The following is a 15,847-nucleotide window of genomic DNA, read 5'->3' on the forward strand; positions in this document are numbered from 1 at the left end:
GCGATGGCGAATCGAGAAGGCATGCAATTGCATGCTGTTGCTGTTGCTGTTGCTGTTGCTTTGCTTTTGATCTACCGGGTCCCCTCAGCGCGGCAGACCCGGCGGGCGAATACCCGAAGGGCGGCGCGCAGGATGCGCGACGTTTTTCGTTGGCACATGGATGTGCCATCGAAAAATGCCCGTCGGGGCTGCGGACCCGGAGCGCGTAGCGCGGAGGGCGCGCTGCGGGGTGTGCTTTCTTTTGGTTACTTTTCTTTGCACAAGCAAAGAAAAGTGACCCGCGTAGCGGAAGCTTTTGCTCCTGCTCATGTTGTTGCTCAAGGCTTGCAAGCAAAGGTAGAAAAAAGCAAAGGCAAAGCTTTCGCCTTGCGGCGAGTCACTTTTCTTTGCTCGCGCAAAGAAAAGTAACCAAAAGAAAGCGCGCCCTGCCGAGCGCCTTCCGCGCTGCGCGCTACAGGTCCGCGTCCATGACGGGGATTCGCGGAAGGGGCATCCTGCCCCTGCCGCGAACGGCGCACATCCTTGTGCGCCGCCCTTCGGGTTTCTCCCCGCCATGGCCGCCGCTGCGGAAGGGAACCCGGTAAGTCAAAAGCAATTGCAAAGGCCAAAGCCAAAGCGACAGCATGAGCAGGAACAGCAAGAGCAAGAGCAGCAGCAGCAGCAACAGCAGCAACAGCAGCAGCAACAGCAGCAACAGCAGCAACAGCAGCAACAAGAGCCACAACAACAGCGGTAGCAACAGGCACAGCCACGAGCACGGAGTGGACATGGATCGGATAGACACGCGGGCCCTGCAGGATCTGGATGCGGCGCATCACCTGCACCCGTTCAACGATAACGGCGCGCTGGCCCAGAAAGGCACGCGCATCCTTACCCGCGGCGATGGCGCCTACGTCTGGGATGCCGACGGCAACAAACTGCTCGACGCCTTCGCCGGGCTGTGGTGCGTCAACGTCGGCTACGGGCGCAAGGAACTGGGCCAGGCCGCCGCGCGGCAGATGGAACAGCTGGCGTACTACAACAGCTTCTTCCAGTGCACCACCGAGCCGACCATCCGCCTCGCCGCCAAACTCGCCGAACTCACCCCCGGCGACCTCGACCATGCCTTCTTCACCAACTCCGGCTCCGAGGCCAACGACACCATCCTGCGCCTGGTGCGGCACTTCTGGGCCGTGCAGGACCAGCCGCAGAAGAGCATCTTCATCGGCCGCCACGACGGCTACCACGGCACCACCATGGCCGGCGCCAGTCTCGGCGGCATGAAGGGCATGCACCGCCAGGGCGGGCTGCCCATTCCCGACATCCACCATATCGACCCGCCATACCCATTCGGCGACGGCGGCGACATGGACCCGGAGGAATACGGCCTGCTGGCCGCGCGCCGGCTCGAGGACAAGATCCTTGAGCTGGGGCCGCAGCGCGTGGCCGCCTTCATCGGCGAGCCGATCATGGGCGCGATCGGCGTGTACATCCCGCCGCGCAGCTACTGGCCGGAGATCGAGCGCATCTGCCGCCGCTACGACGTGCTGCTGGTCGCCGACGAAGTGATCTGCGGCTTCGGCCGCACCGGCGAATGGTTCGGCGCGCAGCACTTCGGGTTCCAGCCGGACGTGATGACCATCGCCAAGGGCATCACCTCCGGCTATATCCCGCTCGGCGCGGCGATGTTCGGCAAGCGTGTGGCCACGGTGCTGAAGGAGCAGGGCGGCGAGCTGGCGCACGGTTGCACCTATTCGGGGCATCCGGTGTGCGCGGCGGTGGCGCTGGAGAACCTGCGCCTGCTGCAGGACGAGGGCATCGTCGAACGCGCGCGCCGCGAGATCGCGCCGTACCTGGCGCAGCGCTGGGCCGAGCTGGGCGAGCACCGGCTGGTCGGCGAGGCGCGCATCGTCGGCATGATCGGTGCGCTGGAACTGGTCCCGGACAAGCCGCGCCGGCACTACTTCCCCGAGCGCGGCAAGGTCGGCGCGCTGTGCCGCGACCATGCGCTGCGCCGCGGTCTGATCCTGCGCGCGACCAACGATGCGATGCTGCTGTCGCCGCCGCTGATCCTCAGCCGCGCCCAAGTCGACGAACTGTTCGACAAGGCCTGGCTGGCGCTCGAGGACACCGCGCAGGCGCTGGGCAAATAGCCCGGCGCTGGTTAGTCTGGGCCGGCCAGTCTAGACCCGTCCGCGCGACGCCGCGGCGTGTATCTTCGATCTTCCCCATGGACCTGCGGAGACCTGCAATGAAGCTGCGACTGCTCACCCTTTCCCTTTCCGCGGCGCTGCTCGCCTCCTGTGGCGGTTCCGGCGGCGGCGAAGGCGGCAAGCCCGCGGCGGGCGAGGACCAGGTCCTCAACGTCTACAACTATTCGGACTACATCGCCGAGAACACCGCGCCCGCGTTCGAGAAGGCCAGCGGGGTCAAGGTCACCTACGACGTGTTCGACAGCGACGAGATGGTCGAGACCAAGTTGCTGGCCGGCGGCAGCGGCTACGACGTGGTGGTGCCGACGCTGAACTTCTTCGGCCGGCAGATCCAGGCCGGCGTGTTCCTGCCGCTGGACAAGAGCAAGATCCCGAACCTGGCCAACCTGGATCCGGAAATCATGCAGCGCATCGCGCAGCAGGATCCGGGCAACAAGTACGGCGTGCCGTACATGGTCGGCACCACCGGCATCGGCTACAACGTGGACAAGGTCAAGGCCGCGTTCGGCAGTACCGACATCGCCAACAGCTGGGACCTGGTGTTCAAGCCGGAGAACATCGCCAAGCTCAAGGATTGCGGCGTCACCATCCTCGACACGCCGTCGGACCTGATCCCGATCGCGCTGCACTACCAGGGCGAGGATCCGCACACCACCGATGCCGCCAAGATCGAGAAGGCCGCGGCGCTGATCAAGAGCATCCGCCCGTACGTGCAGAACTTCCACTCCTCGCAGTACGTGACCTCGCTGGCCAACGGCAGTACCTGCCTGGCGGTGGGCTGGTCCGGCGACATCATCCAGGCGCGCGATCGCGCCGAGGAAGCCAAGAACGGCGTGCACGTGGCCTATTCGATTCCCAAGGAAGGCGCGCCGCAGTGGTTCGACATGCTGGCGATCCCGAAGGATGCCAAGCATCCGGAGAACGCCTACAAATTCATCAACTACCTGCTGACGCCGGACGTGGCCGCGGCCAATTCCAACTTCATCCACTACGCCAATCCGGTGCCGAAGGCGACGCCGCTGGTGGATGCGGCGATCCGCAACGACCCGACCATCTACCCGCCGCCGGAGGTGGCGGCGAAGATGTTCACCTATTCGATCAACCCGCCCGAGGTGGACAAGCTGTATACCCGCCTGTGGACGGAGATCAAGACCGGCCGCTGAGCCGGTCGCGTCCGTGGTCCATGGCGCGGCGCTTCGGCGCGGCGCCTGCACGCAGTACGGCCGCGCCGCGCGCGGCCGCCAAAGGGGAGGACCACCGGGACGCGCGCCAGCGCGGCGTTCCGCCAACCGCTGCCCGCAACGGGCGGCACGGAGACGACGATGAAGCGGCGAGCGATAGCGGGGATGGTGGCGGTGCTGGGCCTGGCGGGCTGCGGCGGATCGGGCCAGGGGGATGGCGCGACGGATGCGGCCGGTGCCGGCGAAGCGAAGCAATTGAACGTCTACAACTGGTCGGACTACATCGCCGAAGGCACTGTGCCCGGCTTCGAGCGGCATAGCGGTGTTCACGTCACCTACGACGTGTTCGACAGCAACGAGGTGCTGGAAGCCAAGCTGCTGGCCGGCGGCAGCGGCTACGACGTGGTGGTGCCGTCGCTGAGTTTCCTCGGCCGGCAGATCCAGGCCGGCGTGTTCCTGCCGCTGGACAAGAGCAAGATCCCCAACCTGGCCAATCTGGACCCGGCGATGATGCAACGCATCGCGCAACAGGATCCGGGCAACACCTACGCGGTGCCGTACCTGTGGGGCACCACCGGCATCGGCTACAACGTCGACAAGATCCAGGCCGCATTCGGCACGACTGATGTGGTCAACAGCTGGGACCTGGTGTTCAAGCCAGAGAACCTGGCCAAGCTCAAGGACTGCGGGGTGACCTTCCTCGATACCGCCTCGGAGATCGTGCCGACCGTGCTGCACTACCTGGGCGAGGACCCGAACAGCACCGACCCGAAGGTGATCGAGAAGGCCGCGGCCAAGCTCAAGGAAATCCGGCCCTACATCCAGAATTTCCATTCCTCGCAGTACATCGACGCGCTGGCCAAGGGCAGCACCTGCCTGGTGGTGGGCTGGTCCGGCGACATCCTGCAGGCGCGCGACCGCGCCGAGGAAGCCAAGAGCGGCGTGCACATCGCCTATTCGATTCCGAAGGAAGGCGCACTGCAGTTCTTCGACATGCTGGCCATCCCCAAGGACGCCAAGCATCCGGAGCAGGCCTACCAGTTCATCAACTACCTGCTGACCCCGGAAGTGGCCGCGGCCAACACCAACTTCGTCAGCTATCCGAATGCGGTGCCCAAGTCGCTGCCGCTGATCGATGCGGCGATCAGCGGCGACCGCACCATCTATCCGCCGGCGGAGGTGCAGGCCAAGCTGTTCGCGTTGGCGGTGATGCCGCCGGAAGTGGACCGCCAGTACACGCGATTGTGGACTCAGTTGAAGACCGGCCGCTGAGGGGCGTGGCAGAGGGACTTTTCATCGCGTCAACCGGCTTGAGGCTAGGAGAACTGCGCGGGCGGCCGGCCCACGCAGCGTCCACCCAATTGCCGACGTTTTGACCGACATGTCCTACTGAAGAGCCGCCCTGGCGCGACTGATCGACTCTGTCAAGGCAGTCGCTCGGGCCTTGAAAATCGGTCGTGTAGCGACGATCGGTAATGCGTCGCATGGAAACCTCCCGGTTGCGATGAAAGTATCGCTTCCTGGTGTCCGTTTCAGCGGGACAGGTTCAGTCGCGGGCTATCTGCGATACCTTCGCGCTGGCAACTGGGTCAGCCCAACCGCCTCGCGTTTGTAAAGTGTCCATGCCATCAGGGGGAGGACCCGCGTTACCTGCACGTGTAATGACCATCGCCACCGCCCTTTCACCTATTGACTTAGTACGATCGAATTAGTACTAATGGATGTGTACCCACTTTGGCACAGCTCCACATGTCTGCTCCTCACCCCACCGAAGGCGAACTGGCGATCTTGCACGTGGTGTGGTCGCGCAGTCAGCCGATGACCGTGCGCGAAGTTCACGCCATGCTGTCGCAGAACAAGGATACCGCCTACACGACAGTACTGAAGATGCTCACGATCATGGCCGGAAAAGGTCTGGTTCGGCGCGATGAGAGCGAGCGTAGCCACACCTATAGGGCCGTACATACCGAGCCGGTGGTGCAAGCGTCGCTGTTGAAGGATCTGATGCGCCGGGCCTTTGCCGGCTCGGCGCTCACACTGGTGCAGCGGGCGCTGGACGACGAAATCGCCAGCGCCGACGAAATAGATGCTATCTCCAAGCTGATCGCAGATGCCAAGGCGAAGCGGAAGCCGCGTTGATGGACACGCTGGTCTTCAACGAATACGGAGTTGCATCAGCGCTTGCCTCGGCGCTGGTGCATTCGCTGTGGCAGGACACGCTGCTGGCGATCGCCGCCGCATTCACATTGGCGCTGCTGAAACACTCAAGCGCCGCATGGCGGCATACCGTGGCAATGGCGTTCCTGGTGATGATGCTGTTGGTGCCGACGACGCAGTTTCTGCAGTTGTGGCAACAGCCGGTCGCGAGCGTGAGCGCGAAACTACCTGCCGTGACGTTGTTGGACTTTGGTCCGTTTCCTGGCGCATTTGTGCAGGAATCGGAACCGGTAGCCGGCATTGTAGTGCTGCTGTGGTTGCTGGGCGCAGGCTGGATGTTGGCGCGGCACGTCGTTGGCCTGCGCATGCTCGATGTGATGGAGCGCGGGACGTGGCGCGCATTGCCGCCGCATTGGCAGCAGCGTGTCCGCGAGCTGCAAGGCGCGATAGGAATCGCCCGCGAGGTCGTCGTACGGCTCTCGCACGATGTGGTGACGCCGTTTGCCGCACGCCTTTTGCGGCCGGTGATCTGGTTGCCGATGTCGCTGCTTAGCCAGACGCCGGTGGCGCAGATAGAAGCTTTGCTGGCGCACGAGTTGGCGCACATCGCCCGCAAGGACTGGCTGTGGAACGGCTTGCAGTGCGTGATCGAATCGTTGCTGTTCTTCCATCCCGCGGCATGGTGGCTCGGCCGGCGTGTCCGGCAGGAGCGCGAACATGCCTGCGACGATCTCGCGGTGGCGGCGTGCGGGGACGCCATCGCGCTGGCCGAGGCACTGATGGCACTCGAATGCCAGCGGCATCCTTCCCCACATCTCGTTCTGGCAGCCCAAGGAGGCTTACTCATGCAACGTATTACCAGACTGCTCTCCGGTCCGCCGTCGCGCGGACGCTTGGGCGCGCGCGTGGCGCTCGGAATTCTACTGGCCTCGGCGGCGCTGATCGCCACGCAGGTGTGGGCGAACAAGCCCAATGTGCACATCACGTCCACCGCCAAAGGTGCGACGACCAGCAACGCCACGCTGGGTCCCGGCGACGTCCGCGAAATCACCGCCGACGATGACGGTATGCAACGCTCTTATCGCGCGAGCGTCGACGCACAAGGTCGACTGGTTGAAGTCTATAAGGAAAACGGCCAGCCGCATCCGATCGACAGCAATGTGCGCGCCTGGATAGCAAAGGTGGGGGCGGAAACAAAGAGCGCGGAAAAGGCGACTAGGGCTGCGGAGGCAGAGGCAAAAGAGGCGGAGCAGGAGGCCCAGAAGGCCGAGCAGGAGGCCAAAAAGGCGGAGCAGGAGGCCAAAGAGGTGGAGCAGTAGTCCAAAGTGGCGGAGGCGGCCCATTTGGCTGAACTCAACGCAATTGCAAGGATAGTTGCCGCCGCACCTGGGAGTGATGGCGAAGCTCGAGACGCCTTTAGTGGACATGGTCGACGAAGCGACCTGATTAGCACGAACTCTCAGGGCAGTCGCTGTCGCAGTCGTCGAGAAGGCGGCCACCGAAGTTGGGGTTCTTGTTCACGAGAGATCCGATGATGAGCATGAACCGAGTGCAGTTCTCAAGCGCCAAGGAACCCCCGGCGCAGTGCGAAAAGGGGTTGAAGCGGCGCATTGGCCGCAGAGCTTCGTCTGTCCGCAGTGCGCCGACACGGCGCACTGCCGCTTTCATCGCAAGGGTGTGGCATTACTTACAATGCTCTGGGTGTCGCCACCAGAGCAGCCTGACAGCCCACGGTGATGGACGCACGGCGATGGACAACAGCAAGCTGCCGCTGACCACCTGGATGCTGGCCATATATCTGCGGGGCCAGAGCAAGACAACATGTCTGCGTTGGAGCTGATGCGACACCTGGGTGTCAGCTACCCGGCGCCCTGACAGCTCAAGCAAAAGCTGATGCAGGCGATGAGCGAGCGCGAAGCGAGCCGCCAGCTGGGCGGCGTCGTGCAGTTGGACGACGCCTGCCTGGGCGGGAGCGCAATGGCGGCAAAGCCAGTCGCGATTCGAAGAACAAGCACCCTTTCACGATCGCCGTCGAGACCGTTGAAGACCGCAGTTCGCGACATGCCGTGATCGATCCGTACCGGGCTTCACCAAGCAGGCGCTGGCCCTGCGGATCCTGCAGCGCCTACGTCCCGGAGCCGATCTCTACGGCGATGGGCTGGGAGCGTTCCGGGCATTGGAGGCAGAGCACGTCCATACGGTGACCGAAGGTCGCGGCCGTGTGCGCTGCGAGCATGACAATGCACGCTGGGTCGATGTGGTGTCGTCGAATCTGAAGCGGCCCCTGGACGGTGCCTACCACGCCTTCAAGTTCGTTAAGTACACCCAGCGTTAGCCGGCCGAAACGATGTGGCGGTTCGATCGGCGGTTCGATCCGCCCGCCCTGGTGCCGCGACTGTCGGTCGCGGCGGCCAGGACCGGTCCTTGGCTGGAGCAAGCGTTGCGCGATGTCCCGGTGTTTGCTGCTGAAGGTTCGTGCCAATCAGGTCAGGTTATGCGCGCGGGCACTCCGACAATGGCACGCTTCCGTACGTGTCACGTCGGAGTGAGAAAATTTCTGGGAGCTTCCAAGCCTGACGGGTCCGCTTGTTGCACTCGCTGCCTGCGTTCGATCCGCGCGACTTTGCCCTCTTCCATCACGATGAGCTGATCGGCAAGGTCGAAATAGCGATCATCGTGGGTGATCGCGACGACAGCCTTGTCTTGTGCGCGAAGCGATGGAAGGATTTCGTTGTAGAAGACGGACTTGAAAGTCGGATCCTGATCCGCGGCCCATTCGTCGAAAAGATAGAGCTCCTTGTCGTCAATGATGGACGACAGCAGTGCCATGCGACGACGTTGGCCATCAGACAATGCGAGCGTGGAAAACCTTCCGTCCTTATAAGAAACCTTGCGATCGAGATGCAGCGCGGCGAGATAGTGCTCGACCTGTGCCTGGAGGCCATCGTCATCGACACCGAGCAATTGGTCGAAAAGGTGGTAATCGGAATAGATTGCGCTGATCGATTGCCGGCACGCACCAATAGTGGCATCGTCCACACGGGTGTCGCCAAACAGGATGTCGCCGGACTCCGCACGGTAATGTAGCGTCAACAGCTTGCTCATCGTGGATTTTCCCGAGCCATTCCCGCCGACGATGAAGGTGACTTCACCCTTCTTGACCTCGAAGTCCAGAGGGCCGACTCTGAAGCTGTCCTCCTTTCCGCTACCATTGCCATGGTGATAGCACACCTGCTGAAAACGCACGCTTCGCCAATCTGGTGAAGGACTTCCGGTCTGCCGGATGCCTTCGCCAGGAATCTCGGAGAAAAGCCTCTTCACCCTTTGCAAAGAAACACGCGATACGGAGATCAACGGTATGACGTGAAGGAGAGCGGAAATCGGGCCGGTGATGTATAGCAGCGCCATGATCACGCCGACCAGCTCTTCATTGCTGATCGACCTGTAGTTCACCAGGATAAAGATGATCGATCCAATGATGAAGAAGCTCAGGAGGTCGCCATAGTTGTTAGCGGCCTGAATGACAGTGTGGCCAGTCTTTTCGTTGTGCTGGACTGATCGTTCGTGCTGCATCAGTACGGATTCGAAGAAAGCTTCGCGCTTACGGTCGTTGAGTTTGAGTTCCTTGATGCCGCGAATGAGTCCATGGATTGATGCTTGGAGATCGTCGAATCGCGCGCGAGCTCTGACGAAGTAGCGGCGGCCGAGCAACATCGGCACCTGAAAGGTAACCACGCCGAATACAATGCAGCCGATCACGTACCAGAAGACGTCACTGTTGAGTACGAGCAGGAATCCCAGCATGCCAATCAGCGTCACAATGTTGACGAGAACATCGGGAAGGGTGCGCGCACCCTGGACTATCCGAGGAACGTCCGAGGTCAGTGCTGCGATGAGACGCGCCGATCCGATTCGTTCCAGCGCAGCGAGCGGCGCATCGGCGATGCGATCGTAGAGCTGGGTACGAAGGCCGGACGCGACATCGATCGCGACCCGGGTCAGCATCACTTGTGACAGCGTGCGTGTGGCCATCACGAACAGGCAGGTGAGCGCGAACACCATCGCGAACGGCGCGTTGGCAATTTCTAACGAGAGCAGATGAACTGGCGCATCCGCCACGGTCTGCAGGTGGTCGTTCGGAGCCTCGATCACGGATAGCATTAAGGGGATGAGCAGCGAGTAAAGCAGACCGGACAATCCGCCGAGCACAATCGACAGCGCGATCTTGTTCGGTGCGTAACGGGAGAACTCAGAAAACAGGTTCATTGCGTCTTCCCATCGGCTTTCGCGGGAATGAAATGATTTGGCGTGATCAACCTTCGCGCGTGCGCACGGTCGTAGGTGGCGACCAGGGGCTGGAGTCGCGCGTCACGGAACATTTCAATCATATCGTCGTAGTGCGGACTGAAGACGTTGCCGGACTGCCCGGTCGAATTCATGTAGAAATGGCGGATGCCGGCAGGATCCAGCGAGATGACCTGGCGGAAGCCGGGGCCGAGGGTTTGCACATACCCTTCCGATCCTTGGTACTTAGATGCTGCGGCATCGATAGTGTTCGCCGAACCGCCATTGGATATTCGGCGCTCAAAGATGCGTGCGAGCGCTTTCGATTGACTGAATGGCATGTGCGCATATTTCGTGGATTGGTTCTCGGACCAGTGCCAGTCATCCATGTCCCACGTGCCGTTCCGCTTGTGAAGTTCCCACAGCGCCGCGTCGAGCGCGCGCCCGAGTGCGGCATCGCAGTCCTGCATGCACCATCCGCCGCGATCTTCGCGGAGGACGGCGAGGAGATCGCCATACTCGACACTTTCGCCCATTTTCGACAATAGGTCGGAGGCAACGTTACGCCCCCAGTCGGCGCGCATCCGCGGCGCAAACAATTGCAAGCGCAGTTGGCGCATCCACTCGGTGAAAATCGTCGCGGCCGCACTTTCGCCCCCCATGTCGCCGCGCCAGTCGCGCAGCAGACGAGCGGCGGCATCGCGACGCCCGCCCTTTGGCAGGCGGCCACGAAGGTAATCCATCAATTGCGCCGCGGAGAGATCAAGTGTGTCGGACTGGATGCTGCGCATCGACTCGATCGAGAGTGGATGCCCCGTTGCAATCGCGCCGCGCAAAAGCTGCTCTATACGCTCGGCGCGAGCGGGTGGCGCCCAGTCGTTTGAAATGAAATACGGATAGCCCGAGTCGACAACCTTGTTGTTCGCAGTCACGATGTAACCAGAAGGTGGATTGAACACACTCGGCCAAGCGGTCGGCGGAACGTAATCACGCCAGCCCCACTCATCACTCCAGCCTGGCGATGGCAGCACACCTTCCCCGCGCTTGCGAATGGGGATTCGACCGGCGGCGAGATACCCGATGGCGCCTTCGCGATCGGCGTAGACCATGTTCATTGCGGGTGCCACATGAAGACGCAGCGCGGCACAGAATTCATGCCAGTCACGCGCGTGGTTCAACCGGTAGAACGCCTCGTAACTGGTGTCGTCGTCATCTAGTGCGGTCCAGCGAAGCGAGACCGGACTGTCGAAGACGCCATAGCGATCGCTGATCACCGGGCCGTGGCGCGTGGTTCGTACAGTGATTCGCACCGGCACATAGCGCTTGCGCAGCGCCTGCGGAAATTCCTGCCGGACCTCGATCAGCTCCACGCGATGATCGAAACGAATCCAGCGACCCTCGGCCTCGTAGCGAGTGCCTTCGGGGTTTGTTCGTTCGAAGAAAAGGTCCTGTGCGTCCGCCATCATATTGGTGCCGCCCCAGGCTATTCGATCGTTGCGACCGAACACTACAAGCGGAAGCCCAACTAGCCCCATCCCGGAGGCCTTAAGCTTGGGCGTATCGATGCTGATCGCGTACCACGATGACGGGATGCGCAGGCCGAGATGTGGATCGTTGGCGAGCAATGCGGCGCCATCGGCAGTATGCGTGCCTGCGACGACCCACGCGTTGCTGCCAGTGCCCGGGACCGACAGGCCAAAGTCCTGCTGTCGTGTGCGCTGTGCGTCAAGCATGGCGTTAAGAGTGGAAGTGACCTGCGGAGCGCCGGTACGTATGGTAGTCGGAGCGTCCTCGGGATATGTAGGGAAGAAGGTGGCGATCTGAGCTTCAGTCATCGACTGGCGGGCTACGAAATGGCGCATCTCCTGGTCAAAATTGCCGCCGAGATCAAGCGCGAACATCTTCACCCAGGCCAGCGAGTCGAGTTCCGTCCAGGGCTCGGGTGCGACGCCGAGCGTTCTGAATTCAATCGGCAGCGGATGACGCTCGGAAAGCCAGGCGTTGATGCCAGCGGTGTATGCGGTAAGCGACTCGCGTGCCGACGGACTCAATCCATGCCAAGCCGATTTAGTCGATGCGTAAAGGCCTAGCGTTCGGAACCACGCATCAGCATCGATGCTTTTCTTGCCGAAGACCTCGCTGAGCCGGCCGCGAGCCATCCGTCGCTGCAGCTCGAGCTGCCACAGTCGATCCTGGGCATGTACGTAGCCAACCGCGAAAAATGCGTCGTATTCGTTGGCTGCGCGGATGTGGGGGACGCCCGCGCTGTCACGGGTGATGACGGTTGACGCGCTGACGCCTTTGGGGATCGTGAGCGTACCCTCGGCCGGCAAGCTTGCGCGTAATTGCAGCCAGCCCCAGGCCGCGACGGCGACCAAGGGCAGCAGCACAACCAGGGTCAGGCGCGACGCGATCGGGTAGGAACGGAACAGCATGTTTGCACCTGCAACCGGAAAGAGCAGTCAAGGGATGAAGCGCACGGATCTAGTCAGGGCTTGCGGAGGCTGAGCATGGTGACGCCATTGCCGACGGGCGCTGGAACTAATAAGACACGAACGGCACTTTAACAGCACACGAATTGCCCTGCCATCAAGGTGTCCACCCAAGATAATTTGTGAGTATGGATGGGTCGTATCGACACCTGGACCGGCCAGAGTTTCATGGACACTATATGAGCCGTTCTGCGCATGGCGCCGTTCAAACTCTACAGGCGGCAGGTCGCCGGCTGAACCATGCCGACGAATCGTGCTGTAGAACATCTCGATGTAATTGAACGCGTCCGATGCTGCCGCCTGTCGCGTTGGGTAGATTTGCCGCTTGATCCGCTCCTTCTTCAGCGCACTGAAGAAGTTCTCGGCCACCGCGCTGTCATGGCAGTTTCCCCTACGACTCATGCTCGGCACCATTCGATGCGCTTTCGAGAACGATTGCTAGTCCTCGCTGGTGAACTGGCTTCCCTGATCCGAGTGCACCAGCACGTTCGGTCCGGTTCGCGCTTCCATACCACAGCCAGCAGCGCCTGCAATACCAGGTCGCGGGGCATCGTCGGTTGCGTGGCCCAGCGCACGATCTGCCGCGAGTACAGGTCCATCACCGCTGCCAGATACAGCCAGCCTTCGCAGGTGCGGATGCAGGTGATGTCCGTGACCCAGACCTAGTTGGGCATGTCGACGGCAAAGTCGCGATCAAGCACGTTTTCCACAACACCGAAAGGACCGACGCGATAACGCGGCTTGCTGCCGTAACCGATCTGCGCACGCAGGCCTTCGGCCTTCATCAGCCTGCGCGCGCGGCGGCAGCTGCGACGCTCACCGCCTTGGCGCAGGTCCATCGTGATCTTTCGATAACCGTAGGCCGCGCCACTGGCCAACCAATGGTGCTTGATCAGCCCCAGCGGGCGCTGGTCCTTGCACTCGCGAACACTGGGCCCAAGGAGCAGCCAGGCGTAGTAGCCACTGCGCTGCACGCCGAGTACGCGACACATTGCGCATAACCGAAACTCCCAGACGTGCGCCCGCATGAACGCGTACTTCGCCCTTGCCCCATGGCAAATTACGCGGCGGCTTTTGGGAGGATATCGCGCTCCTCGGTCAAGCGCTTGACCGAGGCCTTGAGTCGACGCGACTCCGCACGCTGGTCCAGTTCGACACGCCGAACCACTTCCGGTTGGCGGTACGTCTTCTTCCACCCGTACAAACTGTGCGTCGTGATGCCCAGCCGAGCGGCGACCTCCTTCACTGAGTGCCCGCGCTCGGTCACCTGCCGGACCGTTTCGATCTTGTACTCAATTTGTCTACCGCTTGCCGCTCACCTAGACCTCCTCGATCGCCTAAAGTATGGCCCTTGGCTGTCTACGAAAGACTGTTTGGTCCACCCCATTTTGCGGGCGTACCGCCTTGACGCCCAGGTTTGCGAGCGTTAGGGTCAAACGCGAGCGTCTGGGCCTAGGTTCTCCTCTTACGCGGCACGCAAGGACCACTCCGATACGCATGGAAGCGATACGCATGGACCCGATAGGAACTGCGACAGGAACTGGGTCCACGATAGAGGCCGTGGCGCTGCCCCGCTGGCTGCTCTACACCCTCTCCTTTGCGGGTGGCTTCTTGATCATGGTGCTCGAGATCTGCGGCTTCCGCGTGCTCGCCACCAACCTCGGCTCGTCCGTGATCGTGACAGGCACGTTGCTTACGGTTGTGATGATCGTGCTCTCGTTCGGCTACTACTTCGGCGGCTTACTTAGCCAGCGGCGCGGCGGTGCACGTAATCTGTTCGGTCTGCTGGTGCTGTCGACGGCGTACACCGGAGTAATGACCGTCGTCGCGATGGAGCCGCTGGCAGAGCTATCGCTTGAGCTGCACGACGCGCTCAAGAACCACGTGTTCCTGCGCTCCGGTCTGCCCGCGACCTTGCTCAGCGTCGTACTTTACGGACCACCCGTATTTGTGATGAGCATGATCTCTCCATACTTGATCCGCATGCATACGCTCGGCGCAAGTCAGGGCGACCCCGGTGTGCAGTCGGGCTTCTTCATGTCTCTGTCGACTTTGGGTAGCATCGCCGGCACGATGCTGGCTTCTTACGTGTTGGTGCCGTTCTTCGGCGTCGAGCGCTCGGCATTGTGGACAAGCGCGCTGTTCTTCTTGATCGCCTGCGCTTGCTGGCTCAAAGCTGGCACCCTCAGCGCACGGGCGCAGGGACTGGCGGTGTCGGGCGTGGTGCTCACGCTCCTGTTCCTGCTGACGCTCGGCGCACGCACGCCCGAACTCGATCCAAGCGTAGTCTATCGGCAAGAGTCGCACTACGGCGAACTGTCTGTGATGCGCGATGTCGATGACGCCGGACGCACAGTGCTCACCTATCATCCGTCGCGCATCTACATGCACTCCTTGCTTTACCCCGACGAGCCGCTGCGCGATCTGGAGGGCACGATGTACCTGGTGCCGGGCCTCGTGCGACCGCCGCAGAGTGTACTCGTACTGGGTTCTGCAGCGGGCGGTAGCCTGCGCGCTCTGGAGCTCGCCTTCCCCAAAGCGCGCATCACCGGTGTCGACCTCGACCCCAAGGTGCACGAGGTCGCGACCAAGATGTTTGGCGTCGACGCCAAGCGACACCACCTGGTCACTGCCGATGCGCGCATGCACCTTGCCTCCAGTACGGAGCGCTACGACCTGATCATCGTCGACCTGTTTTCGGGTGAGTTCATCCCCAGCCACTGCGTCAGCGTCGAGTTCTTCGAACTGGTGAAGCAGCGACTGTCGGCGAACGGCAGTTTGTTCATCAACACCAACATGAACGACATTCAGTACGAGCTCGACCCCGAAGGAGAGCCGTTCCGCGCTGTACGTCACCTGCAGGCGACCCTGCGTGCCGCCGGCTTCCCGAGCCTGTTCGAGAACAGCTTTTTCCATTCGTTGTTTGCCTTCCCCGATGTGTTGCCGGCAACGAAGCTGCGTGCCGACTTGCTGGCGCAGTTCGCCGACGCCAAGCGATCCGAGCCGCTGCGCGCGGCCGCCGGCATTGCCGCCTTCAGCACCGTCGAAGTGCCCGATCGTACTCGCTATCGCGTCTTCACCGATCGCTGGACGCCGTCGTTTTTGATCGAGCTCAAATCGAACGCCAAGAGCATCTACGACGAACTCGAGCAAGCGCCACCGAGCGGGAATCCCGACACCCTCATCTCCGAGCGCGTGCTCGCGCGTCACCACGCCGAGCGCGGCTCGGGCGAGGGCAGCTTGACCGATCCCGCCGCATTGATCACTAGCCTCAACGACGTGGTCACGCCGCTCGACAAGACTGCGCTCGACACCGCCGTGCGCCACTTCCGCTTCTCGCGCGATGCCGAGTCTAGCGATGCCGAGCCCACCTCCGACTGGGCTCGTCTCGCCGCGCTGTTCGCGCGCTTCCAGCAGCAGGCCTACGCCAACGATTACGAGTCAGTGCTCGGCACGCTCGGCGAGCTGCGCGACCTCGTCGCCGCTCCCGCCGACTGATGTCAGTCGTGTAAAGCCGTGCCAACAGTCGTCCAATTTTTCA

At 62.1% G+C, this 15,847-nt stretch carries 10 protein-coding genes and 2 pseudogenes; 8 read left to right on the top strand and 4 right to left on the bottom strand.

Translation table 11 applies throughout. From position 1 onward, the window contains the following. The first annotated feature begins 21 nt into the window (after window positions 1-21). Window positions 22-408 (top strand): hypothetical protein, encoded by a 387-nt coding sequence (locus HEP73_RS08460; protein ID WP_185822849.1) that lies wholly within the window; start codon window positions 22-24, stop codon window positions 406-408. A 43-nt stretch (window positions 409-451) separates the two neighbouring features. On the opposite strand, the gene HEP73_RS08465 is transcribed toward HEP73_RS08460, so the two are convergent. Then, window positions 452-769: a hypothetical protein gene (locus HEP73_RS08465; RefSeq protein WP_255423719.1), complete on the bottom strand. Its 318-nt coding sequence runs from the start codon at window positions 767-769 to the stop codon at window positions 452-454. On the opposite strand from HEP73_RS08465, the gene HEP73_RS08470 reads away from it, so the two are divergent. The 6 genes and pseudogenes from HEP73_RS08470 to HEP73_RS08495 form a co-directional block, all read left to right on the top strand. After that, window positions 768-2,132, top strand: coding sequence for an aspartate aminotransferase family protein (locus HEP73_RS08470; RefSeq protein WP_185822850.1), 1,365 nt, complete (start codon window positions 768-770; stop codon window positions 2,130-2,132). The genes HEP73_RS08465 and HEP73_RS08470 overlap by 2 nt on opposite strands. Before the next feature lie 98 nt (window positions 2,133-2,230). Then, window positions 2,231-3,355 carry a polyamine ABC transporter substrate-binding protein gene (locus HEP73_RS08475; protein ID WP_185822851.1) on the top strand — a complete coding sequence of 375 codons (1,125 nt, stop codon included), beginning with the start codon at window positions 2,231-2,233 and terminating at the stop codon, window positions 3,353-3,355. A 159-nt stretch (window positions 3,356-3,514) separates the two neighbouring features. Beyond that, complete coding sequence (locus HEP73_RS08480; protein WP_185822852.1) at window positions 3,515-4,645, top strand: extracellular solute-binding protein; 1,131 nt, start codon at window positions 3,515-3,517, stop codon at window positions 4,643-4,645. A gap of 477 nt (window positions 4,646-5,122) precedes the next feature. Next, complete coding sequence (locus HEP73_RS08485; protein WP_185822853.1) at window positions 5,123-5,512, top strand: BlaI/MecI/CopY family transcriptional regulator; 390 nt, start codon at window positions 5,123-5,125, stop codon at window positions 5,510-5,512. Then, window positions 5,512-6,849 carry a M56 family metallopeptidase gene (locus HEP73_RS08490; protein ID WP_185822854.1) on the top strand — a complete coding sequence of 446 codons (1,338 nt, stop codon included), beginning with the start codon at window positions 5,512-5,514 and terminating at the stop codon, window positions 6,847-6,849. Before HEP73_RS08485 ends, HEP73_RS08490 begins: the two co-directional genes overlap by 1 nt. Before the next feature lie 215 nt (window positions 6,850-7,064). Further along, window positions 7,065-8,009: pseudogene (locus tag HEP73_RS08495) on the top strand (IS1595 family transposase); the annotation flags it as partial. Between the two features lie 56 nt (window positions 8,010-8,065). Here the strand turns inward: HEP73_RS08495 and HEP73_RS08500 are convergent. From HEP73_RS08500 to HEP73_RS08510, 3 genes and pseudogenes are all read right to left on the bottom strand, one after another. Then, window positions 8,066-9,796 carry a cyclic peptide export ABC transporter gene (locus HEP73_RS08500; protein ID WP_185822855.1) on the bottom strand — a complete coding sequence of 577 codons (1,731 nt, stop codon included), beginning with the start codon at window positions 9,794-9,796 and terminating at the stop codon, window positions 8,066-8,068. Further along, window positions 9,793-12,249 (bottom strand): penicillin acylase family protein, encoded by a 2,457-nt coding sequence (locus tag HEP73_RS08505; protein ID WP_185822856.1) that lies wholly within the window; start codon window positions 12,247-12,249, stop codon window positions 9,793-9,795. Before HEP73_RS08505 ends, HEP73_RS08500 begins: the two co-directional genes overlap by 4 nt. A gap of 246 nt (window positions 12,250-12,495) precedes the next feature. Further along, window positions 12,496-13,603: pseudogene (locus HEP73_RS08510) on the bottom strand (IS3 family transposase); the annotation flags it as partial. A gap of 263 nt (window positions 13,604-13,866) precedes the next feature. Between HEP73_RS08510 and HEP73_RS08515 the strand changes: the two are divergent. Then, window positions 13,867-15,804, top strand: a complete 1,938-nt coding sequence (locus tag HEP73_RS08515; protein WP_185822857.1) for a fused MFS/spermidine synthase — start codon at window positions 13,867-13,869, stop codon at window positions 15,802-15,804. The last annotated feature ends 43 nt before the right edge of the window (window positions 15,805-15,847 follow it).

Origin of the sequence: Xanthomonas sp. GW (genome assembly GCF_014236815.1) — a bacterium.
Lineage (GTDB): Bacteria > Pseudomonadota > Gammaproteobacteria > Xanthomonadales > Xanthomonadaceae > Xanthomonas_A.